We start from the raw sequence: 21,074 nt of genomic DNA, 5'->3' as shown, positions 1-21,074 counted from the left end.
GGCGGATCTCGTGTAGTGCCCTCCTGGGCGCTGCCCGCGCCCGGCACCGCGCATCCGGCACTGAGCCGGCTGTCACTGCGAACCCTTGCCCTGCCAGCGGTGGCAGGACGGCGGTGCGGACGAGGCTCACCCGGCGCCGCCCCGGGCCCCCTCCGGGGATGCGCGCCGGTCTTGCCGCACACGTACTGCTTGGCGCGGGCCAGTCCCGCGCCAAGCAGTACGTCGGCTGGCCATGGCCGGCTGCCGTACCGGGTCCGATCGCCATCGCGCGGCCGGGCCCTCCTGCCGCCCTACCGGATATCCAACCCGCCTCGCGTGGTTTCGGCAGCTCCGAGCCGACCGTCGCGGCCCGATTGAGCACGGGCCGAAACCTCGTTGGAGATCCCCATGACCCCAACCAGTATCCTCAGCTACCAGGGCAGGCCCATTCGCCTCCGCGGCACCATGCTGAACCTGACCGACATGTGGCGGGCAGCAGGCAGCCCGGAGTACCGGCGCCCCATCCATTGGCTGGTCCTCGAGGAAACCACGCGCTTTCGCGCGCATGCCCAGGCGCACTGGACCGACCCCGAGGGGACGCCCAGTCAAAATATCATCGAGGATGATATTATCCGCCGCGATCCTGACGGCTTCGTTGCCACCACCCGGGGCCGCCACGGCGGCACCTGGGCGCATTGGCAACTGGCCCTGTCCTATGCCCGCTACCTCTCGCCCGCGTTCCACCTCTGGTGCAACGCCGTTGTCCGTGCCGCTCTGACTTGGCACGACACCCCGCCTGCCGTGGATCTCGATCCGCTGCAGCGGCACCTTGCCCGGCAGTTCCGCGACCTGCATGCTCGCCTCAACACCCTTGAGCGACATGCGGCGGACCTGATGTTCCTGCAGCTATCCGCGCAGGAAGTGGTGCTGGGCAACCGGCTGGAGTTTACCGCGCTGAGCCGGACTATCATGATCAAGGCGGTGGCGGCCGAGCCTTTCGGCGGCCGGTGCCCCTGTTGCCTGCGCGAGCGCGTGCTTACCGAAACCGGCCGAGCGGTGCCTGGCGCCGAGTTCGACCACTTCTTCCATCGCGGTTTGAATAAACCCGAGCATGGATGGCCGATCTGTGCCCCCTGCCACGCTGAACTAACGCACGGCGGGTACCTCGTCCGCTTCATGCGCGTGCCCGAGTTCCGCGTCTTCCAAGGCGCCGTGCTTGAGCACCGGCGCCGGGAGCGGACCACCGCTGCCGAACCGGCGATCTAACCGCGCGCCGCTGCTCCACAGTGGTGAAGCTGCAAAAGCCCCATGGCCTCCAAAGGAGGTCATGGGGCTTTCGTGTTTTTGATCTAAGACGGCTTCGATGCTTCAGTGCAGGCAGCTTCAAACACGAAGCTACGTCGATATGCTGACCGACAATCAAGAGTGTCTTTTAATTGGAAATTGCCACAGTCACGCGAGCCAAACGGAGGGACCAAAAACCTCGTTGGTCGCGGACAGCGGGCTAAGGCTGAAGCACACGACTATGCCGTGGCGGTGGCGAAAAATTTGGTGCAGCACGGCGCACTGCATCCACTAACGGGGAAAGATCCTTGTTCTGCCCACCAACATCACTGGGCGTGAGCACTTCGCCGTTTAACTGAGCGCGCAAACTGTCCCACCGACGTACGAGAACAGACCACTGATGGTCAGCATAGGTACCACGAACCAGGATTGGCCGGACTAAAATGCGGGGAATCTCGGCACCGCCCTTTCCTTCGAAATCTGCAGTCTCACGGCGCCACCGGCTGCCGATGCGATCAACACGACCGATTTGTTGCTCTACATTGCCGGGGTTCCATTCGAGATGCAGCATCACGACCACACGACAGGCGGCCTGCAAGTTCAGCCCTTCGCGGCCGACAGTCGATTGCGCGACAAGAATCTGCGGCCAAGTTCCTTGACGATTGAACGCAGCTTGCAAAAGGCGTCGTGTCTGCGGCGCAGTAGACCCGTCCATCAGGCGTGCGAAATGCCCTTCGCGCGTACTGAAGTCAGCGAGATGTACTCTGAGGGCCTGCTTGAAATGGTGCGGAACCGCAGATCCATTACCATTGCTTTCTCCCTCATCATCATGACTGGTGATTTCGTAGACCAATGCATCGAACGCCGCGAGAAGCGTAACCTCGGTCCATGAAGTATGGCGTGCTTCCAATGGCCTTTGATCCTCTAGCGCCGTTAGAATTCCTGTGTCAGAGCTGCTAGTCCAAGCATCAAACAACATGGCCGCTCTGGCATCGCCATTTGCCGCCATCCGTTCGATGCCGATCCGCATCTCTGAAAGATTGCTGCGACGCCCTACCTCGTAGCGCGCCGCGCGCTCCGCGATACGCTGCTCGATGTCAGCACGATTGAGCGCCGCAGAATTTAGTTCTGGATCGTCGAGCGCGGCGTTCAGGGCTGCATCCCTTTCGGGAGTAGTTGCCGGAATCTTTGATTCGGGCCAACGCGTTGGTGTTCCTTCTTCGGCACAAAGCCGGCGAACCATTTCACGCGCATCGAGCAGAGCGGTAAGCGCGCGCATCGGTTGCGTGAAGCGGCCGAAGACGAGAACCTTATGGCCCTGCGCCACGAGCGCCTCAATCTCGGTGACGGCACACGTAATTGCCGGGTGCGAAAAAATCGCTGTCCCCCCGTCACCAATTACCTCATGTGCAAGTTTGGCCCAAGCGCGTTGACCGCGCGTCGTTAGTTCAATGGCGGCATCATCGAGTTCGTTCACTAACACGCCCTTGATGTGCCGGCCATCAGGCAACGACAATCGTAGGCGCCGCTGCGCCGGCGTGAGTGCATGTTCAGTCAGCAGCGACATCGCCTCGCTTGCTAGGAAGGCACGCTTCCACATCAGTGGCATTTCGGACAATGAAATTTCTATCGGGCTAAGCAGGCGATGGCTGCCATAACGCCGCTGAAATTCCTGGATGAAGCTATCCTCTCTCTGGTCACGCCGCAGTACCCAGGGTGACAGCAACGTCTGGAACCGCTCTGCTGCCGCGCGATATAGCTCGACTGTATCAGGTGTCAGCGCGACCTTCATCCGTAGGTCGTTCGCTACTTTGACATAGCCGTCAATGGCCGGGCGAAGTGTGGCCAGCGTCTCCTCGGGCACGTTGAGGCGACTCAATGTATGGATCCACTGCTGCGCGTCGAGTTCCACCGGCGTTGCAGTTAGTCCCAGTCGGAACGCATCCGGCGCCTTCCACGTCATATCGCCAAGGACGCGGCCGAGCGAGCTATTAGCACCACGCGCCTTATGTGCTTCATCGATTACAAGAAAATCAAATCGGCCAAGGCCACTAGCGACAATTGCACGAAGTTTTTCGACAAGAGGTTTACCGCTATTAATATGTGCAACGAGCGCCTCTTGTTGGGCATTATCGAGAGGTTCGAGAATGCGCTCTGCGGCCGCACGTGCGATGTTGTGATGCACTCCGTCGCGTGGATCACGCCGGTACCTGCGGACGCCATTGATGACCTTTAAGACGGCATCAACAAGTCCTTGGTGCCAGATCTGGGCCTCACTGGTCGACCGAATGTTGCCCAAATTATGCGAGAGCAGCAAGACTGGCTCGTCTTGCCATCCGTTCCGCGGAATTTCTCGCTGCTGGCGACGGTCGGCGAGCTCCTGGGTACGACGACTGCGGATGAGATCCCGGTCGGCCATATCCTCAGGACGCTTGAAGACATCAAGGAAGGTCCAGTAGCTCCGCAATGGCGAGAGGGTTACATCTTCAGGATCGAGCCGGCGTAACTCAAATTGCCATTGCCCGCCGAGGCCCGCCGGAATAACGACAGCGGACCGGCCGCCTTCCGCCTGTACTGCTTTGATCAGTACAGCAGCAATCAGCGTCTTACCCGTACCCACTTCGTCAGCAAGAAGTAGGCTGCGCTGCCCATTCCGCAATTTCGTGGCAATTGCGGCGACGGCGTTACGCTGTCCCTCCAGAGGCACCAAGCTAGTGCCCCATTGGGGAGCATCGGCTCTCACCTCTAGCCGCGCGGCAACGGCTTGCCAGTTGATGGTCATATAGTCCCGCTTTCAGGAAAGAGCGATTCAGTACCCTCAAGCCGCCATATTTTTCGCACACGCACGAGTGCCGCCTCAAGCCGCTCTATGGCAACAGCCTTTAGCTTGTCAGGAAGGAATGGTTGATGCGTGAGCACGCTAAGCGGATCGATGCCACAGGCTCTCATACTATCGATGGCATCGGCTTCCGGCCCGGTAACCGCATTCATCATTTCTTCGATGCGGTTCACCCAGCGCTCCCAGTCACGTGGCTCGACTTTGGCTTGGCATTCACTCATCCCTACAATGAGACGCATCATCCGTCGTACGGGGTATTCGCTGATATCGTCCCGCACGGATGCAGGCGCATCCTCCTCGCCATCCACTTCGGATGCCACCTCATGATCGCGTTCCTCTGGCAAAGGATGTGGGAAGAGCGATAGCGCTTGGAGCACGTCCTCCACTCGCATAGGCCCAAGTGGGGGTAGCACGAAGCCCCCCTCAGCCAGAACCGGAACCTGCGCCATCCAAGGGCCGAGTGTCGCGACCGATGGAGCCTCAGCAAAGTTGATAGGCAGCGGCAGCCAGCTGCCATCCGGCAGTGCGACCGTCAGTTCCGGAATGTCAGGCTCACCTTCAGGCAGCAAAAGCACTCCATCTCGCCACTGCAGGTAACTGACCGGCGGTGGCGGGGCTCCAGGCCCCGGCGGCTGATATTCTTCTCCGGCCATGAGCGACTGAGGCTTTGTCACTTTGCGGAAATCGATAGGAAGGCGATTGCTTAGCGTCGTCGCTTCAGGCCCCTCCCACGTCAGCGACTCAAGCGGGAAAAAAACAACGCCTGCTTCGAGGTTTCCACCTTTCCCAGTTGCACGCGTGAAGCCCACTCCGCTCAGGTTGCCTGATCCGATATAACACCAAGGATTGGCGCATTGATTGCTCCCGCTGGCCGAGAAAATGAACTTGGCATGCAGCTTTGCACCCGGCATGTCCTTGTGTACAGGCGGGCGCAATGTCCATCCGAGTTGGTCAAATTTCTCCGCTTGTGCAGCCAAACCCTGGCATGCATCCGGATTGAGCACGATGTCGACCCCACAAGTTTTGGTGGCGCATTTGGCGTTGCGCAGTTGCTCAACGAAGGCTGACAGTACGCCGGTATCAGCATCCTCGCCGGTTTCGAAGTAGCCGGAGCCCATGACGACTCGCCGGCGCGCAGGCCCTGGCTTGGCGGCTACTGCCCTAAGCACCTGCACGTCGAGCGCCTCTTGCCGCGTATCGATGAAACGTGGCGAAAGATGCTCGGCGCGCGGCAGACGCCTGACAGCATTGCTCAAACGCTGCTCCGCCGAGCCGTTTCCAGTATCAACCTCCAGCACCGACGTATCGAACCGGGGCCGAAGCCACGCGAACATCGCAGCAGCAGCACGAATATCAACAGCAGCCTGGTCGCTTTCGCCTGCCGTTGTGTCCGTCGCATCGCTGCGCCATTCAGTAATCCAAAATAAATCTAGGCTGTTACCCAGCGGATCATGCGTCCAGTTGCCGGTCGATACGACCAACCGGAGCATCGATGCATCGCGTCCGGTGAACCTTAACAGTGCGACCTTGGCATGGAGCAAATTGAAGCCAAGCGTTTTGCCGCGACGTGGGAACAGCACTGCTACCCCACGCTTTACTGGCAGATGTGCTGCAGGGGGATGTAAGAAAACACCGAGGGAAGGCCTCCGCCTTCGTCCACCTCCCGTAAAGCGGTCGGCCATGTCCGCCAGCACGTCAGCATTAGCTGTAAAACCAGAGACCCAGCCAAAATCACCTTCAAAATTTTCAGGCGGTGCAAAGCAGGTTAGGATTGTCTCGTGTCTCATCAGACAGCGCCCCAACCCGGCTCAATATCTTTCGCAAGCATATACAGATTGGCTAATCGAGGTAGTTCGGGTACCAACAGTGCTCCCTCCGCTTCCTCCACCGCGTCTTGATCAGAACTCTGGTCATCCTGGTCGATCACCACGGTCTGCTCACCCGCCGGGCCGAGCCCCAGGTGCCCTCCTGGTAACTCGCGCACTACTGCACCGTCACGTCGCGCCAACTCCAAAATCACCGCCGCGGGTGATGCTATGCAGAGTTGGGCAAACTGATGCGCCAGCTGTCCTGAGGTCGTATCGGTTTCTGCCAGCGTGATGCGGGCAGCGTTCGCCAGCTCTGCGATTTGGGTGCCCGCAAAGGCTACAGCAGCCTCAGGTTTCAACGTCATGTTTCGATTGGTGCAGATCTGCTGCTCGACTTGGTCCAGCACGGCGATCGCAGCGTCGCGCAGACGAATAAACGCGATGCCACAGCGCAGATCGGCCCAATGCGAGGAATCGATTTTTCCTTGAGGGCGCGGTTCGTCGAGTGGGGATCTAGCGAAGATCCTGTCCGGCGTTGAGTCTAGGAGCGTGCGCCGCCGCGCTGCATTACGGTCACTGCCAAACTGACGCAGCTGTCGATTAAGCAATCGTGCGGCTTCGATAGGCAATTGTTTCGACGGCCACAGTTTTTTTAAGGTCGGTTGAGCAGAGTTTTTGGCCCAATCGAAAAGCACGCGCTTTTCGGCGTCAAACGACTTTAGAAATTGCTCACCAACATGGTGTAACCGATAAAGATTAAAGCGCTGTGGCGCGGGTTCGACGAAGCCAAGCTCTACAAGCGGCTGAACTGTGCCCATGCGGCGAGGCTGCGTGACATAAGCGCCGCGCGCGCTGAGCGCTTTGAAGCTGTGGTCTTCTCGACCCGCAAGCTTACGATGGCCCAGGCCACGCCACATGAATTCGCTGCCGGCATCCAAAGCGCAGGACATAGCCAACGCTTCGACTGCATTCGCACTGGGCAGCGGACGACCACCAAGTTCCTCGGCAAGCCAGATGCCGAGCAGTGACCATGCCAGAGGCATTCCGTACCAAAGCCCTCCTAATCCCGGAACTGCACAATCGTTGTAATGCCGAACAACTGAACTTAGCCCCAGCGTCTGTTGCCGTCGGCTAGAAGCCACATGATCGGGTGAAAAAATGCCCCAGTACATTTTTGACGCTGCTCCTCATCGCGGTATGATCGGCTCGAATCTCAAGCGCGCCTAGCCGCACATTCCAGCATGGCAAGCCATGCGTGGGCTTTGCGCCACGAAGCGCGGTGTCAGCACCACTACAGGGCGCTCGACGGCGACGCTGGTGTGTCACAATGCTGAACGGGAGGCGCCGCGGCGCAATCTGGCAAGCGGCGGCATCGGCTGGGCAAGGCGCGAGCTGACGGTCATAGGTCCGGCATCCTTCCCGTCTGCTGAAGCAGGAGACTGGCAGGGTGGCGCGTCAGGAGCGGACAGAGGATCGTCGTCCGGCATCACGTCCCCGGGTATTCCGCCGCATCAGTGCCACGCCGATCGCCCCCAGCCGCTGGCGCAACGCCGGCGGCGCCAGCACCTCGACGGCATCGCCCCACTGGGTCAGGTGGGTGGCGATCTCCTCCAGCCCGCCGGCCCGGAAGCGCACCAGCAGTGTCCCGTCGGCTTGCGCCTCGCGGGTCTGGCTGGCGTGGAAGTGCCAAGCCTCGGCATCCTGCGCCGCGCCGGCGTCGAAGCGCAGCACCACGTCCATTGGCGGCTCGCGCCAGACCCCGAAGCAGTCCCGCGTCAAGCTGGCGAGATCGAAGCCCGGGCGCGGCGTGAAGCTCCCCTCCGCCACCTCGGCTGCTAGCACCCGGTCGAGCCGCCAGACCGCGGCATCCGGCTTGCTTGGCTTGACCGCCAGCAGGTAGGGCCGCGCCCCGTATAGCAGGCCGCAGGGCTCGAGCAGGTGCACCCGCACCTGGCCGTTCGGGCTGCGGTAGCGCAGCCGGACCTGCCGGGTGGCGAGCAGGGCATGGCGCAGGGTTTCGATGACGCCCTCAGGCACCGCCACACGCGGGCCGGGCCGGGCGGCCAGCCCCTCGCTGGCCAGCAGCGCCTCGACGTCCGGCTCGGCCCGCCGCTTGGCCGCCTCGTCCATGCTGGCGCGCAGCTTATTGGCGGCCGAACGCAGCGTGGCGGCGCGGGCCGCTAGGCCCTCGTCGGCCAAGCGCCGCGCCGCGGCCTCGATCTCGGCCATCTCCTCCGGCGTCATGCGGACCACCCCGAGCAGGGCGTTCGGCCGCATCCGCCAGCGCTTCTCGCGCTCATCGTTCGGCACCTCCTCGATCTCGCCGCAGACCTGGCGGATCGCCGCCAGCAGGCGCTCTACCGTGCGCCGGCCGCAGCCCAGCTCCGCCACCAGCTCGGCCATGGTCAGCCCGCTGCGCGTCGCGGCCAGCGACAGGATCAGGTCGAGCGCCTGCGACAGCTTCTCGTGGCGGTCCGGCATGCGGCAATGTCCTCCTGAAGCCCGGTTGTCTTGGTAGCGACCCGAGCCTAGCCGCACCCCGCCGCCGCAGCGGGGGAGCCGGCACAGGATGGCGGGATCGGCTCACGCCGCCCGCGCCGGCAGGAAGCCGATCGGCACCGTGGCGCCGGGCTTGGCCCGGTGCTCGCGCTCCAATGCTGCCAGCAGCGCCGCACCGTCGTTCAGTGTGCCGGCGACCTCGGCCAGGCGGCGGACCAAGTCGAAGTCGGCCGGGGTCAGCCGGTCGAGCCGGGCCAGACCGGCCGGCGGCGGCGGCGCGAAGCCGCGCCGCCAGGCCAGCGCCGCCTGACCGGCATTGAGGAAGCCGAAGCGTGCCTTGACCAGGAAGCGACGCTGGCTGGCCGGGTCGAGCCGCTCGGGCAGGTTGGTGGTGCAGCAGAACGGCAGCGGATGGCGCTCCATCCAGGTCAGCATCTCGTTGACCTGGCTGATCTCCCAGGAGCGCAGCGCCAGGCCGCGGTCGCTGAGCAGGCTGTCGGCCTCGTCGAACACCAGGAAGGCGCCGCTGTCGCGCGCCTCGTCGAAGGCGCCTGCGATGCGCTGCTCGGTTTCGCCGACGTAGGGGCTGACCAGGTCGGAAGCGCGCTTCTGCAGCACCGGCAGCTCCATGGCCGCCGCCAGATGCCGGGCGAAGGCGCTCTTGCCTGAGCCCGGTGGGCCGGAGAGCAGCAGCGAAACCCGTCGCGTCGCTCCCTGGCGCGTCAGGCGCGCCACCAGGGCGGCGAGGTCGCAGTCGGCGCTGACCAGCGCCGGTTCGAAGGCCTCGCCGGTGCCGTCCGGCGCCGGCCGGCGGCCGTCGGCCATGGCCCGGGCCACGCCGGAAACCGCCCAGCGCACGGTTTCGGCGTCGCCGCCCGCCAGCCGTGCCGCCCGCATTGCCGAATGGGCCAGGGCCGGCGAGGCCGGCAGCAAACGGGCCAGGCCAGCGGCCTCGCCGGCCGGCAGGACGATGCCCTCAGCCTTGGCTGCCGCCCGCCACAGCCGCTCGCGCACCGGCGCCGGCGGGATGCGCAGCTCGATGCAGCAGGCCATGCGGCGCAGCACCGCCGGTCCGAAGCTGGTGATGTCGTTGGCGGTCCAGATCACCGGCACCGGCGCGGTCTCGATCAGCCTGTGCACGTGGGCGCGCGAGCCACCAATCCGGCCCTGCCCAAAGACCGAGGGCCCGCCGCCGAACAGGTCTTCGGCCTCGTCAAGCAGCAGCATGGCCGGCGCGCCGCCGCCGAGCAGGCGCTGGGCGATGCGCAGAGCCGCCACCCGCTGGTAGCGCTCGAGTTCCTCGCCCTCCGGGCCTTCCAGCCCAACCTCGTAGATCGGCACCGCTACCTCGGCGGCAAGCGCCGCGGCGAAGGTGGTCTTGCCGGTGCCGGGCGGGCCGTAGAGCAGCACGTGCACGCCGGCCGCCCGCTCGGCCACCGCGCCGCGCAGCAGGGCGCGGACGTGCCCGGCCTCGGGGCCAAGGTGGGCGAAGGCGGCGAAGGACAGCGGCGCCCGGGCCAGCGGGCCAAGCAGCGCGGCGCGTAGGTCAGCTGGTGGGCGCGGCTCAGAGATCAGACTGAGCAGTGACCGCAGGATCTCGAGGCCGTTGCCATGGTCGCGCAGCAGCAGGCCGGCGTTCCGCAGCGTCGCCTCCGGGCGCAGCCGCTCGGCCACTTGCTGCGGAGCGGCGTCGAGCAGCAGGGAAAACAACGGCGAGGTGGCGGTCAGCCGCAGATCCTCGTCGATGCTGCCGGCCAGGGCATCCCAGAAGTTCTCGACCGCCTTGAGGGTGGCGTAGTCCGCCACCAGGGTAAGGATCCGTTCCTCCAGCAGGTCGAGGCCGAGCAGCCGGGCGAGCGGGCCGAACGGCCGCTGCGGCCGGGTCGGCTCGGGCACCGTCGCCAGCGCCTCGCGCAGCCGTCGCCAGGCGGCCGCGGTAGGGCGATCGTCATCGTCGGGATGCGCCCAGGCGCGGAGGAAGGCCGCGGGCAGGTCGAGCCGCAGCCGTCCGGCCAGTTGGGCCGCCCAGTTGGTGATCAACTGCGCCTGCTGGGAGTCAGGATGGGTCGCCGCGGCGGCGGCGCGGAGGTAGCCGGCCAGCCGGCGCTGGGCATTGCGGGGCAGGGTCTGCAGACTGAGGACGCGACGCCGGCGTGATGACATGCGGATCTCCGTGGCAGTGGCGAAACCAGGAAGTTAGCAGCGCAGTGCGTCTGAAACGGACGCAAGCGCCCGGCACCGTATTCGGGATCGGCTGCCTCCTCCTTACGGCGGCGATAGCTAACCGTCGCACATCACGTTAGAAGGAGGCACTCAGCCAGACGCCTCTTTAGGCTTGCTTTCCTCTGACCGTTCATCTATAAAGAGGCCTTCAGTCAATCGAGGCGCTCGCACTATGCCGCAGTCCCAATCTCCCAATGTGCCGCTGTTCCAGCTAACGATACGCCTCGAGCGGGTGGTCGCGAACGCTTTGTACGAGAAGGCCGACCGCTGCGGGCAGGAGCCTGCCGATTACGCCGCCGGCGTGCTCGCTCGGGATGTGCTCGACGTGCTCGGTGAAACCGACCAGGCGACCGCCCGTCGCATCGAGGCGGAACTCGAGGTCAGGGCGCGTGCCATCACCCTCGCCCGCCGTTTCTCGCCAGCGGACGCCTTCGACCCGAACGTGACGTTGAAGGTATTCCGGGAGTTCCGGACCGATGCGGAGCTTCGCCGGCTCTACGAACGCGCCATCGGCGATCGGCCCGGCAATGAGCGCGGAAACGCCTTGAAAGCGAAATTGAATCGTTCTTTGGGAGCGTTGTCCAAGGCCGCTGTCGGCGCCGAGGTCGAAACCATCGACGGCAACCCGGTCAAGGTGCAGGTGTCGGGTGAGTACATCTTCTCCTACACCCTGCTGAAACCCGGCGAGCCGAAAGCTTGGGCGCGTCGCTGATGGCGGTTGGTAACGGCATGACCAATACCCTGAACGACCGCGCGCTGGGCTGCATGTTGGGCCTGGCCGTCGGCGACGCACTCGGCACGACCCTCGAGTTCTCCCGGCGGGATACCCGTCCGCACCACACCGAGATGACGGGCGCCGGCCCCTTCGGACTCGAACCCGGTCAGTGGACCGATGACACCAGCATGGCGCTCGCCCTCGCCGACAGCCTCATCATGTGCCGAGGGCTGGATGCGGCGGACCTGATGACGCGCTTCCTCGCTTGGCGGACCGACGGTGACTACTCTTGCACGGGCACCTGCTTCGACGTCGGCATCACCACCAGCCAGGCGCTCAACCGCTTTCGCCGGACCGGCAACCCCTTCGCCGGGTCGACGGCGGATGACACTGCCGGCAATGGCTCGCTGATGCGGGTGGCACCCGTCGCGCTTCATGCGCTGCGGGACCCGGCACTGGCAACGCGGATCGCACGGGACCAGAGCCGCACCACGCATGGCGCGCCTCAGGCGGTCGAGGCATGTGAGTTCTTCGTGGCGCTGCTGCGTGAGGCCATCCTTGGTGCGGACGGTGCGACGTTGTTCACGCCCCGCCCCTGGGAGGGCCACCCGGCCATCCAGGCCATTGCCTCCGGCGCTTGGCGCGGCAAGGCCCGCGCCGGCATCCGCTCCAGCGGCTACGTGGTCGACACCCTCGAGGCCGCGCTGTGGAGCGTGGCGAGCACCACGAGCTTCGAGGAGGCGCTGATACTGGCGGTGAACCTGGCGGACGACGCCGACACGGTGGGGGCTGTCGCCGGCCAACTCGCCGGTGCCTGCTACGGCGCCGGTGCCATCCCCGAACGCTGGCTTCGGCCATTGGCCTGGCGCGAGAAGATCGAAGCCTTGAGCCACGGATTGCTCGAGACCGGCGGCGCAGCGGACAGCCCGGTCTGAGCCGACCCAGACAGCGACACTCACTGCATCCAGCCAAAAAGGAGAGTCCATGACGAGCAACAAGCCTTGGCTCCTCGTAGCCGAGCCGGACTACTTTCGGGACGTCATCGGCAGCATGATCGAATTCCAGCCCAATGCCCGCAAGGATCCCGGCGTCGTTGTCCGGTTCGGCCTCATGGGCGATGGGATCCGCCCGAATTATCAGTTCGAGGCGCCCCCCGATCGCGTCCAGGCTTACAAGGGTAGCGGCCACAAGCCGGATGCCAATGCCCCGGCCAATCGGTATCGGGAGGACGAGCTTTCGGCGGAGCGGTTCACCTTCCCGGAGTTGCAGTCCCTGCTTCGGCGTTGCCTCGACATCCGGAGCGGGAAGCAGGATCCGGCTCCTCAGGGTGCCGGAGCATGACCATGCAGAACAGCAACCGCGTCCGCACGAGTGTCACCGATCCGCTGCAGATCAAGAGCATCGAAACCCCTGGCGGCGGTCAGATCGGCCTGACGTTCTGCCCGGGGAAACGCCAGGTTGGGGCGGTCAGCGGTACCTGGGCACGCGACCTCGGCCTGGACCTCGCCGTGATCAACGATTGGGGCGCCAGGGCAGTCCTGACGTTGATGGAGCAGGCCGAGCTGGTGCGGTACGGCGTTCCCAGTATCGGCAGCGCCGTGACGGCGCTCGGTATGGAATGGTACCACGCGCCGATCCGCGATGTGGACGTCCCGGGACGGGCGTTCGATGAGGTTTGGATCGAGGCGGGCGAACGGCTTCGCAAACACCTGTCGGAGGGCCGCAAGGTGGTGCTGCATTGTCGCGGTGGCCTTGGGCGAACCGGCACGATTGCGGCGCGCCTTCTCGCCGAGTTGGGTGTGCCGGCGGCGGATGCCATTCGCCGGGTTCGCAAGGAACGCCCTGGGGCCATCGAGACCCCCGAGCAGGAGGCACATGCCCGGGCGGTCCGTCCCATCGCGCCGCCCATCATCACCGGTCCAGCCGGTCGCTCCTCGACCCCTTCAAGGAAAACCTCATGACGGCGGAACGCAGCAGGTTGTTCGTCACCCATAGCGGGACCTTTCACCTCGACGATGCTTTCGCCTATGCCGCCCTACGGCTGGCGCATGGGCTCGGTGCGCCCGGAACCGACCACCAGCTGGTGCGGACCCGCGACAGGAAGATCTTCGTCCAGGCCGAGATGATCTGGGATGTCGGCGGCATCTACGACGCCGCCACCGGTCGCTTCGATCATCATCAGCGGGACGCACCCAAGCGGGCAAGCGGCACGCCGTTGAGCGCCGCGGGTCTGGTCTGGCGGCACCATGGCGAGGCCACGGTGCGGGCGCTCCTGGGAGCATCGGCGGCCGACCCGACGCTCGTGGCGAAGGTGACCGCCGAAGTCGACCGTGATGTCGTCAACCGCATCGACGAGATCGATCACGGTGAGAAGCATCCCGAGGATTCGCTGGGTCTGACGTCGGTGGTGGAGGACTGCAACCTGTCCTGGGATGGCCCCGGTTTCGGGGATCAAGCGGTGGAAGATGCTGCCTTCCTGCGGGCAGCCGGTTTGATCGAAGGCTTCCTGCGTCAACGTGTCGAAGCGGTGCGGGCGCGCCTTGCCGCCTCATCGGTCGTGCTCGCGGCCCATGCGCAGTCCGCCCATCCCCATATCCTGGAACTCGGTCGCAAGATGCCCTGGCAGGATCCAGTCTTCCAATACGACTTGCCGGTCGATTATGCGGTCTATCCGGTCGCACAGGGCAACTGGATGGTCGACGCCATGCCGCTGGCATCGGGCTCCTATGCCCAGCGCCTGCCGTTGCCAGCGGCCTGGGCCGGGCTGCTGGACGCTGAGCTGGCGACGGTGTCCGGTATTCCGGATGCGGTGTTTGTCCATCGGGAACGCTTCGTCGGCGCAGCGCGCTCCCGCGCCGGTGCGATGGCGATGGCGCATCGTGCTTTGGAGCTGGGGCATCCCCAGCTCTGACCCGATCCACGGTTCCGCGAGCCGTCCGAATGCTGCGGCTGTGTTGGCATGCATGTTGGTGACGATCCGGCGAAGCGGTGTTCTCGTTTGCCAAGGCGTTAGAGCAGGAACAAATCTGCGACTCTCATCTGTCAAAGGTATTACATGGAACAATCAGTCCAGCCTCCTCGGATCCTGCCCGAGAAGTTCGAGAAAGCCCTCATGGAGGGTATCCTCCGACCGCTTCTGGACTTGGTGAAGCGCGATCGGGATTTGATCGCAGAGATTCGGTCTGGTTTGCTGGATATTTACTGCAAGGGGCAACGCCTCATAAGCGTGGTGCCTATCAAGAGTGACGCCTACCGGTTTCAGTCGCACAAGGCCTTCTGGTCCCGCGAGGTCGAAGTTTTCGATTCCCAGGACGCCGTCGAAGCTTTTTGCGATGGCACCGTGCCTTTCATCAAGCAGCGGATCGCCGAGCATTCTCATATCGGCAAGGAGATCGAGGTCGAGCAGCTGCTGGTTCGGATGAACAACCTCGAAGAGCTCAACACCGATTACGTCGCCGTGGATCGCCAAGGTGTCGCTGAGGAAGGCAAAGGCCGCACGGATGTGATGGGCGTCTACTGGCCTGGCCCGCGGCGCAGGTTCGCTGATCCGCTGACCCTGGCATTGATCGAAGTAAAATACGGCTTAAAGGGAGGGGTCGAAAGCCTCGATGAGCAGGTCCGGCGCTACTACGATGATCTGTGCACGACGTTACCAAGCATCGTTCCCGCCCTGCAGAACCAGCTTCGGCAGAAAGCTCGGCTTGGTCTGCTGAATGGCCTCAGCGAAGGAGCGCGCGCGAAAATTCAGACGCTGCCGATCTCGCAGAAGATCGAGGACGTCCGGATAGCCATCGCGCTCGTCGACTACAATCCGCGTGCGCGGCGGCTGAATGAGGAAAAGCTGCACAAGCTTCCCTTCGCTCATCAGATCGATGTTTTCCACCTGGGCTTTGGCCTGTGGCACGCAAACTCCGCATTCCATGTTCGCCGGCCGACCGCCGCACCATCGAACTGGCTAGCCCTTGTCCAAAAGGGCAAATTCGACAAAATCCCCGATCCGCTTCGTTGGGTTGATTCCATTGAGTTCGGCCACTTGGTTCAAGGATACGACGCAGCGCGCGATATCGGTATTCATGATCTCGGCCCCTTTGCCAATGCAAAGGGCAGTAACGCTTTTTCATCAGGGCGCTGGGAGGGGACAGCGGCCGAGCTCTGGCTCTGCTTGTTCTATGAACATCGACGGTCTCGCCATTCCGACGAGCCAGAAGAGTACGATACCAACGCTGACCATGGGCATATGAACGCGCTTTGTGGCGCGCTGCGCGAGCGTCTGCAGATGGTATCGGATACTGAACGGAGTACCTTGATCGGGTGGATGACGACTGCCTTGAGAACGGAGATAACGTAACTCTTCACAGGCATCATCTTCGTTTGAGACGGCGGGGCGCAGCTTTAGCTCGTCCTTAGACCCAGAGGTCGCATGGATTGCACGGCCGCAGCGAACCTGCTGCATGCCTCTCATTCGATATGAGCGCTGCCCATGGTCGAGTACTGGCCTGCCCCGTGCTATGCGTAGTGGGCGTCAGATGTTGACGGGCCCGCAGGCCGTAACGCCATCCCGCCGGTTAACGACCCCGTGTTGTCAGCGCCGCTCAGGCTCGGTGATCTTATGCTCTGGCAGTCCCTAGTTGTTTTGCTGTCCGCTGATGGAAAGCAGGATGATATCAGTCGCCCAACGCGGTGAGAGATGCTTCCAAGATTCTGCGCAGCAGGGTCGAGCGTTCGTCAGGATTTCCATCAAAATCCACCGCAATGGAGGACACGAGGGGACCGCGCTGCACGTGTTCAGCCTTGATCCCGGCTGCCGCCAAACCGTCCACCGTCGCAAGACAAATGACCCGTTTGGCCGATTGACGGTAGAGGAGCGTGCGGCCCTTGGCCAAACTGCCCTCGCCAGACGCGGCCCGCACGCGCAGTTGCCCATCAGCGGTGTAGTATTCGAACCAACGCGGATCAGCGGGAATTACCTCCGGGCTATCACCATCGTCGTCGTCCGGCCCGCCATTCAAATTTTGGCTGACCGGAATCTGCGAAGTGATATCGCCTAGTTGGGGCAAGGGCATCGCAAACTCTTCCTCGAACGCCTCGGCCACTTGGTCAGGGCCGACGGGCGGTCCATCGGGGCCTGCACGGAACTCGGTATTGCAAATCGGCTCGAACCGCCGGACCAGCCGCTGCTCGATAGGCTTGATCCAGTATTCCTTTATTAGCTGCTTATCATGCGTAGGGCTGCATGCAGGTGCGATTCGGCGATACGCAAAGGAGAAACGCTCGAACAGCATCTCTGGTGAAGCATCACGGATGTCTTCCCAGTACCGTGCGGCAAAACGTGCTTTGTTGTAAGTTGCCTTGATCGAGCCCCGCTCCAGACGGTCGCTTGCTTCGCGCTTACCCTGGAGGTCGCGCGCGATTGGGTGATCGAGGTTGACCATGATGGAACGCAGCGGCCGCTTGCTAAAGCCAAGCTGCTTGGCTCGTAGAGTGAAGCCTATGGCATGCTTGTAAATCCGCTCGGCAACATGCCCGCCTAAAGCATTTCCCTTCGGTCCAACGAACGAGCCGATGTAGATGAGGATTCCATCCCAAAAACAGGCGTAGACTCCGCCACCTGCTAACTCGCGGCCATTCGATGGGTTGGTCAGCACCGGGCTGCCGACCAGATTGGTCCAATCCGGCATGCCGTCATCGGCTACACTCATAGACAGAAGGCAGATTTCCTGAAGACGCCGCTGTTCCAAAGTGCCTCCTTATAGCCTTCGGCAGAGGAGAGACATCATGCCTATTTAAAAACATAAATCCAGGATATAACGCGTATTAGCTGTTTGGTCCCGGGATTTGGTGGTGCGGGTGGCTCTGTTGCACAAATCGCCTGAGGGGGATTCGGCTCGTGAATTCAGCGTGATAGCTGGTGGGCATGAGCAGACCGACACGGCCGACCTACAAGACCAGGAACTGGCCCGCCTACAACGAGGGGCTCAAGCGACGTGGCTCGCTGACGGTCTGGTTCGATCGGGAGATGACCTGGGAAGCCGCGCCGACCGGTAAGCGGGGCCGACACCATCTCTACAGCGATGCTGCCGTCCAGACCTGCCTGACCATGAAAATGCTGTTCGGCATCGCGCTGCGCCAGACGACCGGCTTCGTCGAGAGCCTGCTGCGGTTGATTGGCCTTGATAGGAATGTGCCGGACTTCAGCACCCTGAGCCGACGGCAGAAGACCCTGAAGGTCAACATCCCCTATCGCGGTTCCTAGGGTCCGCTGCACCTGCTGATCGACAGCACCGGCATCAAGGTCGAGGGCGAAGGGGAGTGGAACGCGCGCAAACACGGCGGCGCCAAACGCCGGGTCTGGCGGAAGGTACACATCGGAATTGACGAGCAAACGCTGGAATCCCCGCGGCGGAGTTCACCACCAGCGATGTGGGGGACGCACCGATGTTGCCTGAGCTTCTCGATCAGATCCCGCCGGGCCAAGAGATTGCAAGTGTCACCGCTGACGGCGCCTTCGACACCCGCAAGTGCCACGACGCCATCGCCGCCCACGGCGCAGCCGCAATCATTCCGATCCGAAAGAATGGCAAACCCTGGAAGGCCGATGGCGCCGGGGCGATTGCACGGAATGAAGCCCTCCGTGCATTACGGCGCTTCGGTCGAACCATCTGGCGACGATGGAGCAGCTATCACCGTCGAAGCCGCGCAGAGACCAAAATGCACTGCGTCAAACTCTTGGGCCAACGCCTGACTGCGAGGGACTCCGACCGTCAGGTCGCCGAGTTCCAGGTTCGTGTGGCCGTCCTGAACGGCTTCACCGCGCTCGGAATACCCGTCACTGAAGCCGCAGGATGAAGCTGTCCGGGGAAAGGGGAACCCTGACCGTCAGCTCGTCTGTGCAACAGAGCCGGTCCTCGGGCCCGAGCCGAAGAATGGCAGGGGGCACCGGCAGCAGGCGGTGCAGATCGAAGGGGCAACTCTGATCCGTGGCGGCGCGCAGCAGGGCGCGCTGCTGCTGCAGGGCCACTGAGTCGCGCAGCCGCCGCGCCAGGATCCGCGCCCCGGCCAGGCTGATGGCCCGCACCCCGTCGGCGGGGGCGGCCATGGGTAGGAATCAGTCCTCCTCCATCCGGTCGAGGTCGCGCTGCCAGGGGATGATCCCACTGCCCCTGGCGGCGGCCTGGAAGCGCCCGACGGCCTCGGTGGCACCGCTGACGCCGAGGGTGTTGCGGAGCCAGTCGGTGTCGGTGGGCGCCAGAGGTGTGGGACCACTGCCTGACTCGGGCAGCATGGTCGTTATCGTCGCTTCGGCGGGCTGGCGGGCGGTGCGGCTGGGAGACGAGAACTGGCCCGCAGCCCCTCGGGCGACAGGCGGCTGCCGGCGGGGACGCGAAGCCGGGCCAGGGCGGCACGCCGACGAAGGATACGCCAGACCCCCTGCGGGCTGAGCCGCTCCTCCAGCGTCCCCGCCGCGGTCACCCGGCGGAAGACCGCGCCATAGTCGATCCGTGCCTGCCGCAGCCAGGCCTCCAGAGCACGAACCGGGCAGCGGTCCGAGTCAGGGGCGCGGGCAAGCTCCAGCGCGTCCTGCCCCATCTCCAGCACCACCCCCGCCGCGGTAAAGCGCAGCTGCTCGCGGTCGAGCGCGACCAGGGCGGCGCGGCGCAGCCCGCTGGCCTGAACCAGCAATAACAGCGCCCGGTCGCGCCGCCCGGCCAGGTCCTCGCCGCAGCTGGCGAGCAAGGCGCGGAGCGCGGCCTCGTCCAGCACCGCGGCGGGCCGCGCCGGGGCGACCGGGCTGGCGACGAGCCGGTGGAGGGTGGCGCGGATCGCCGGCTGGGCCGGATCCCACGGGTGGCCGCCGCGGCGGTGCCGATCGGCGATCGCCGCCAGGCGGCGGCGCAGGCCGCTCGGGCCGAGCCGGCCGGCCAAGCTGGCCAGATGCCCGGCGACGGCCTCCGGGGTGGCCGGCTGCGCCGGCTGTCCGGCGGCGGCGCACCACGTGGCGAAGGCCTGCCAGTCGGCGGCATAGGCGCGGCGGGTATGCGCCGACTGTGGCGGCCCGGTGGTGGCGTGGTGGGTGGTGATGGCGCTGGCTCCCCTGCCCCGGTTCGGCCCGGCCGGCGGCAGTCCAGAGCCTGCCATGCCGGGATCAATCGGGGCAATCCGGCTGATGTCAGCATGAAGGCACGATAATAGGCCAAGCACCACTAGCACCATGCCAAGTCGCTGATATCAGGCCCTATTCTACCGGAACGCCGATCATGCCGCCTATCGCTTTCCAATTCCGTCCGCTAATCCTGCTTTGCGGACACGACAGCGCGGCGCTAGCCTCAAACCCATGCCCGATCCCGCCGCCGCGCCCCCTGCCCTGCCGCCCGAGCCCGCCACCGGCCCGGGTACCGTCATCCTCTCCACCAGCCTGTTCGGCGATCTCCAGGTCCCGGGCACGCCGGAGCAGGCCGCGACGCTGCAGGCGCTGGCCGCTCGCGCCGCGGTCTATGCCACGCGGGCCCGCGGCGACGGGACACGCCGCACCTACCGCTCCGCCTGGCGGGCCTATGAGGCCTGGTGCAGCGGCCTCGGCCGGCCGCCGCTCGCCGGCGATCCGGAGACGGTGGCGATGTACGCCGTCCACGCCGCCGACCGCGGCCTCAGCCTCTCCAGCCTGCGGGTGGCGCTGGCCGCCATCCAGGCCGCCCACCGCCTTGCCGGCATCGCCCTCGACCTCCGCCACCCCCGCCTGGTCATGCTGCTCGAGGGCATCGCCCGCACCAAGGGCGCCCGCCCGGCCAGGCAGGCCACCGCCGCCGGGCCGGAGGTGCTGCGGCGGATGCTGGCGACCCGGCCATCTCCGGAGACGCCGCTCGGCGCCCGCGACCGGGCGCTGCTGCTGCTGGGCTTTGCCGGGGCGCTGCGCCGCTCGGAGCTGGTCGGGCTGGCGCTCGGCGACGTCGAGGTGGTGCCGCAGCGCGGCCTCCGCCTGCTGATCCGCCGCTCGAAGACCGACCAGCGCGGCGCCGGCCAGGCCATCGCCCTCTCGGCCAATCCCAGGGAGCCCGGCCTCTGCCCGGCCCGGGCGCTCGAGGCCTGGCTCGGCTTTCGCCAGGGCGGCGGCGACCACACCGGCGGCGCCTCGGATGCGGCGCTGCCGCTGTTCGTTGGGCTGAGCAAGGCGGGCCGGCTCTCCACCATGGTCCTCTCGGACAAGGCGGTCTGGCGGCTGGTCAAGCAGGCCGCCCGCGACGCCGGTCTGGCCAATCCTGAGGGTTACTCCGGCCATTCGCTCCGCGCCGGCTTGGCCACCGCCGCCGGCGAGGCCGGCGCCGACCTCGCCGCTGTCATGCGCCAGACCCGGCATCGCTCCGCCGAGGTGGCGCTCGGCTATCTCCGGCCGGCCGAGCTCTGGCGCAACAACGCCTCGCAGAAGGTCTGGGAGAGGACTGACGAAACCAAATGAGTTCGCCGCATGGCCCGGATTTCCCCTAGGGGTCATGCGGTTCCAGTCCGGCTGGAGGTCATCACTGATTTGCTCGACAGCCCCTGGCGTATTCCGGGAACCGGAATCCGTTTCGGTTGGACGTGCTCGTGAGTCTGTTGCCCGGCCTGGGCCGTCGTGTCCACGATGATCTCCGACTGCCTGGTCTGGCAGTTCGCCAGCTAGTGTCCTGATCGCAAAGTTCCTACGATCACATGGCTGATCGTAGGAGGCGGTGGTGGGCAAGCCTGCGGTGTC

17 protein-coding genes and 1 pseudogene are annotated in these 21,074 nt (G+C 64.8%); 9 read left to right on the top strand and 9 right to left on the bottom strand.

From position 1 onward, the window contains the following. The first annotated feature begins 387 nt into the window (after nucleotides 1–387). The gene (locus AC0IW9_RS24250) at nucleotides 388–1,245 is read left to right on the top strand and encodes a KilA-N domain-containing protein (protein ID WP_471650887.1); all 858 of its coding nucleotides are present in this window, start codon (nucleotides 388–390) and stop codon (nucleotides 1,243–1,245) included. A gap of 238 nt (nucleotides 1,246–1,483) precedes the next feature. Here AC0IW9_RS24250 and AC0IW9_RS24245 read toward each other — a convergent pair whose 3' ends face one another. The 5 genes from AC0IW9_RS24245 to AC0IW9_RS24225 form a co-directional block, all read right to left on the bottom strand. Further along, nucleotides 1,484–4,045: a DEAD/DEAH box helicase gene (locus AC0IW9_RS24245; protein ID WP_471650886.1), complete on the bottom strand. Its 2,562-nt coding sequence runs from the start codon at nucleotides 4,043–4,045 to the stop codon at nucleotides 1,484–1,486. Beyond that, nucleotides 4,042–5,889, bottom strand: coding sequence for a hypothetical protein (locus AC0IW9_RS24240; RefSeq protein WP_471650885.1), 1,848 nt, complete (start codon nucleotides 5,887–5,889; stop codon nucleotides 4,042–4,044). The genes AC0IW9_RS24245 and AC0IW9_RS24240 overlap by 4 nt, the downstream gene beginning before the upstream one ends. Continuing rightward, nucleotides 5,889–7,082, bottom strand: coding sequence for a hypothetical protein (locus AC0IW9_RS24235; protein WP_471650884.1), 1,194 nt, complete (start codon nucleotides 7,080–7,082; stop codon nucleotides 5,889–5,891). The genes AC0IW9_RS24240 and AC0IW9_RS24235 overlap by 1 nt, the downstream gene beginning before the upstream one ends. A 283-nt stretch (nucleotides 7,083–7,365) precedes the next feature. Next, nucleotides 7,366–8,391: a helix-turn-helix transcriptional regulator gene (locus AC0IW9_RS24230; protein ID WP_471650883.1), complete on the bottom strand. Its 1,026-nt coding sequence runs from the start codon at nucleotides 8,389–8,391 to the stop codon at nucleotides 7,366–7,368. 102 nt (nucleotides 8,392–8,493) lie between these two features. Then, complete coding sequence (locus AC0IW9_RS24225; protein WP_471650882.1) at nucleotides 8,494–10,572, bottom strand: AAA family ATPase; 2,079 nt, start codon at nucleotides 10,570–10,572, stop codon at nucleotides 8,494–8,496. Nucleotides 10,573–10,804: 232 nt separating this feature from the next. On the opposite strand from AC0IW9_RS24225, the gene AC0IW9_RS24220 reads away from it, so the two are divergent. The 6 genes from AC0IW9_RS24220 to AC0IW9_RS24195 all read left to right on the top strand — a co-directional run bounded on the left by AC0IW9_RS24220 (nucleotide 10,805) and on the right by AC0IW9_RS24195 (nucleotide 15,695). Beyond that, nucleotides 10,805–11,344 carry a hypothetical protein gene (locus AC0IW9_RS24220; protein WP_471650881.1) on the top strand — a complete coding sequence of 180 codons (540 nt, stop codon included), beginning with the start codon at nucleotides 10,805–10,807 and terminating at the stop codon, nucleotides 11,342–11,344. 17 nt (nucleotides 11,345–11,361) lie between these two features. Continuing rightward, nucleotides 11,362–12,282 carry an ADP-ribosylglycohydrolase family protein gene (locus AC0IW9_RS24215; RefSeq protein ID WP_471650880.1) on the top strand — a complete coding sequence of 307 codons (921 nt, stop codon included), beginning with the start codon at nucleotides 11,362–11,364 and terminating at the stop codon, nucleotides 12,280–12,282. A 49-nt stretch (nucleotides 12,283–12,331) separates the two neighbouring features. Further along, on the top strand, nucleotides 12,332–12,688 hold the full coding sequence (locus AC0IW9_RS24210) for a hypothetical protein (RefSeq protein WP_471650879.1): 357 nt from the start codon (nucleotides 12,332–12,334) through the stop codon (nucleotides 12,686–12,688). Continuing rightward, the gene (locus tag AC0IW9_RS24205) at nucleotides 12,685–13,308 is read left to right on the top strand and encodes a cyclin-dependent kinase inhibitor 3 family protein (protein ID WP_471650878.1); all 624 of its coding nucleotides are present in this window, start codon (nucleotides 12,685–12,687) and stop codon (nucleotides 13,306–13,308) included. The genes AC0IW9_RS24210 and AC0IW9_RS24205 overlap by 4 nt, the downstream gene beginning before the upstream one ends. Next, complete coding sequence (locus AC0IW9_RS24200) at nucleotides 13,305–14,258, top strand: MYG1 family protein (RefSeq protein WP_471650877.1); 954 nt, start codon at nucleotides 13,305–13,307, stop codon at nucleotides 14,256–14,258. Before AC0IW9_RS24205 ends, AC0IW9_RS24200 begins: the two co-directional genes overlap by 4 nt. Before the next feature lie 144 nt (nucleotides 14,259–14,402). Further along, nucleotides 14,403–15,695 (top strand): hypothetical protein, encoded by a 1,293-nt coding sequence (locus AC0IW9_RS24195; RefSeq protein WP_471650876.1) that lies wholly within the window; start codon nucleotides 14,403–14,405, stop codon nucleotides 15,693–15,695. A gap of 316 nt (nucleotides 15,696–16,011) precedes the next feature. On the opposite strand, the gene AC0IW9_RS24190 is transcribed toward AC0IW9_RS24195, so the two are convergent. Next, nucleotides 16,012–17,085: a hypothetical protein gene (locus AC0IW9_RS24190; RefSeq protein WP_471650875.1), complete on the bottom strand. Its 1,074-nt coding sequence runs from the start codon at nucleotides 17,083–17,085 to the stop codon at nucleotides 16,012–16,014. Nucleotides 17,086–17,261: 176 nt separating this feature from the next. On the opposite strand from AC0IW9_RS24190, the pseudogene AC0IW9_RS24185 reads away from it, so the two are divergent. Continuing rightward, nucleotides 17,262–18,193: pseudogene (locus AC0IW9_RS24185) on the top strand (IS5 family transposase). On the opposite strand, the gene AC0IW9_RS24180 reads toward AC0IW9_RS24185, so the two are convergent. Genes AC0IW9_RS24180 through AC0IW9_RS24170 form a run of 3 tightly spaced genes read right to left on the bottom strand, consistent with a single transcriptional unit; the run spans nucleotide 18,174 to nucleotide 19,483 of the window. Then, complete coding sequence (locus AC0IW9_RS24180; protein ID WP_471650874.1) at nucleotides 18,174–18,443, bottom strand: hypothetical protein; 270 nt, start codon at nucleotides 18,441–18,443, stop codon at nucleotides 18,174–18,176. The pseudogene AC0IW9_RS24185 and the gene AC0IW9_RS24180 overlap by 20 nt on opposite strands. A 9-nt stretch (nucleotides 18,444–18,452) precedes the next feature. Further along, nucleotides 18,453–18,629 (bottom strand): hypothetical protein, encoded by a 177-nt coding sequence (locus AC0IW9_RS24175; RefSeq protein WP_471650873.1) that lies wholly within the window; start codon nucleotides 18,627–18,629, stop codon nucleotides 18,453–18,455. A 5-nt stretch (nucleotides 18,630–18,634) separates the two neighbouring features. Then, on the bottom strand, nucleotides 18,635–19,483 hold the full coding sequence (locus AC0IW9_RS24170) for a tyrosine-type recombinase/integrase (protein WP_471650872.1): 849 nt from the start codon (nucleotides 19,481–19,483) through the stop codon (nucleotides 18,635–18,637). A gap of 196 nt (nucleotides 19,484–19,679) precedes the next feature. Between AC0IW9_RS24170 and AC0IW9_RS24165 the strand changes: the two genes are divergently transcribed. Continuing rightward, on the top strand, nucleotides 19,680–20,798 hold the full coding sequence (locus AC0IW9_RS24165; protein ID WP_471650871.1) for a site-specific integrase: 1,119 nt from the start codon (nucleotides 19,680–19,682) through the stop codon (nucleotides 20,796–20,798). Nucleotides 20,799–21,074: the final 276 nt, after the last annotated feature.

It is taken from the genome of Belnapia sp. AC561, from assembly GCF_979252845.1.
Note: the sequence above shows the minus strand (reverse complement) of the source record. Positions and strands in the feature narration are given on the sequence as shown.

Bases quoted from the DNA above. Each gene is read 5' to 3' on its own strand.
- AC0IW9_RS24250 (WP_471650887.1), top strand. From the start codon at position 388: ATGACCCCAACCAGTATCCTCAGCTACCAGGGCAGGCCCATTCGCCTC.
- AC0IW9_RS24245 (WP_471650886.1), bottom strand. From the start codon at position 4,045: ATGACCATCAACTGGCAAGCCGTTGCCGCGCGGCTAGAGGTGAGAGCC.
- AC0IW9_RS24240 (WP_471650885.1), bottom strand. From the start codon at position 5,889: ATGAGACACGAGACAATCCTAACCTGCTTTGCACCGCCTGAAAATTTT.
- AC0IW9_RS24235 (WP_471650884.1), bottom strand. From the start codon at position 7,082: ATGTACTGGGGCATTTTTTCACCCGATCATGTGGCTTCTAGCCGACGG.
- AC0IW9_RS24230 (WP_471650883.1), bottom strand. From the start codon at position 8,391: ATGCCGGACCGCCACGAGAAGCTGTCGCAGGCGCTCGACCTGATCCTG.
- AC0IW9_RS24225 (WP_471650882.1), bottom strand. From the start codon at position 10,572: ATGTCATCACGCCGGCGTCGCGTCCTCAGTCTGCAGACCCTGCCCCGC.
- AC0IW9_RS24220 (WP_471650881.1), top strand. From the start codon at position 10,805: ATGCCGCAGTCCCAATCTCCCAATGTGCCGCTGTTCCAGCTAACGATA.
- AC0IW9_RS24215 (WP_471650880.1), top strand. From the start codon at position 11,362: ATGACCAATACCCTGAACGACCGCGCGCTGGGCTGCATGTTGGGCCTG.
- AC0IW9_RS24210 (WP_471650879.1), top strand. From the start codon at position 12,332: ATGACGAGCAACAAGCCTTGGCTCCTCGTAGCCGAGCCGGACTACTTT.
- AC0IW9_RS24205 (WP_471650878.1), top strand. From the start codon at position 12,685: ATGACCATGCAGAACAGCAACCGCGTCCGCACGAGTGTCACCGATCCG.
- AC0IW9_RS24200 (WP_471650877.1), top strand. From the start codon at position 13,305: ATGACGGCGGAACGCAGCAGGTTGTTCGTCACCCATAGCGGGACCTTT.
- AC0IW9_RS24195 (WP_471650876.1), top strand. From the start codon at position 14,403: ATGGAACAATCAGTCCAGCCTCCTCGGATCCTGCCCGAGAAGTTCGAG.
- AC0IW9_RS24180 (WP_471650874.1), bottom strand. From the start codon at position 18,443: ATGGCCGCCCCCGCCGACGGGGTGCGGGCCATCAGCCTGGCCGGGGCG.
- AC0IW9_RS24175 (WP_471650873.1), bottom strand. From the start codon at position 18,629: ATGCTGCCCGAGTCAGGCAGTGGTCCCACACCTCTGGCGCCCACCGAC.
- AC0IW9_RS24170 (WP_471650872.1), bottom strand. From the start codon at position 19,483: ATGGCAGGCTCTGGACTGCCGCCGGCCGGGCCGAACCGGGGCAGGGGA.
- AC0IW9_RS24165 (WP_471650871.1), top strand. From the start codon at position 19,680: ATGCCCGATCCCGCCGCCGCGCCCCCTGCCCTGCCGCCCGAGCCCGCC.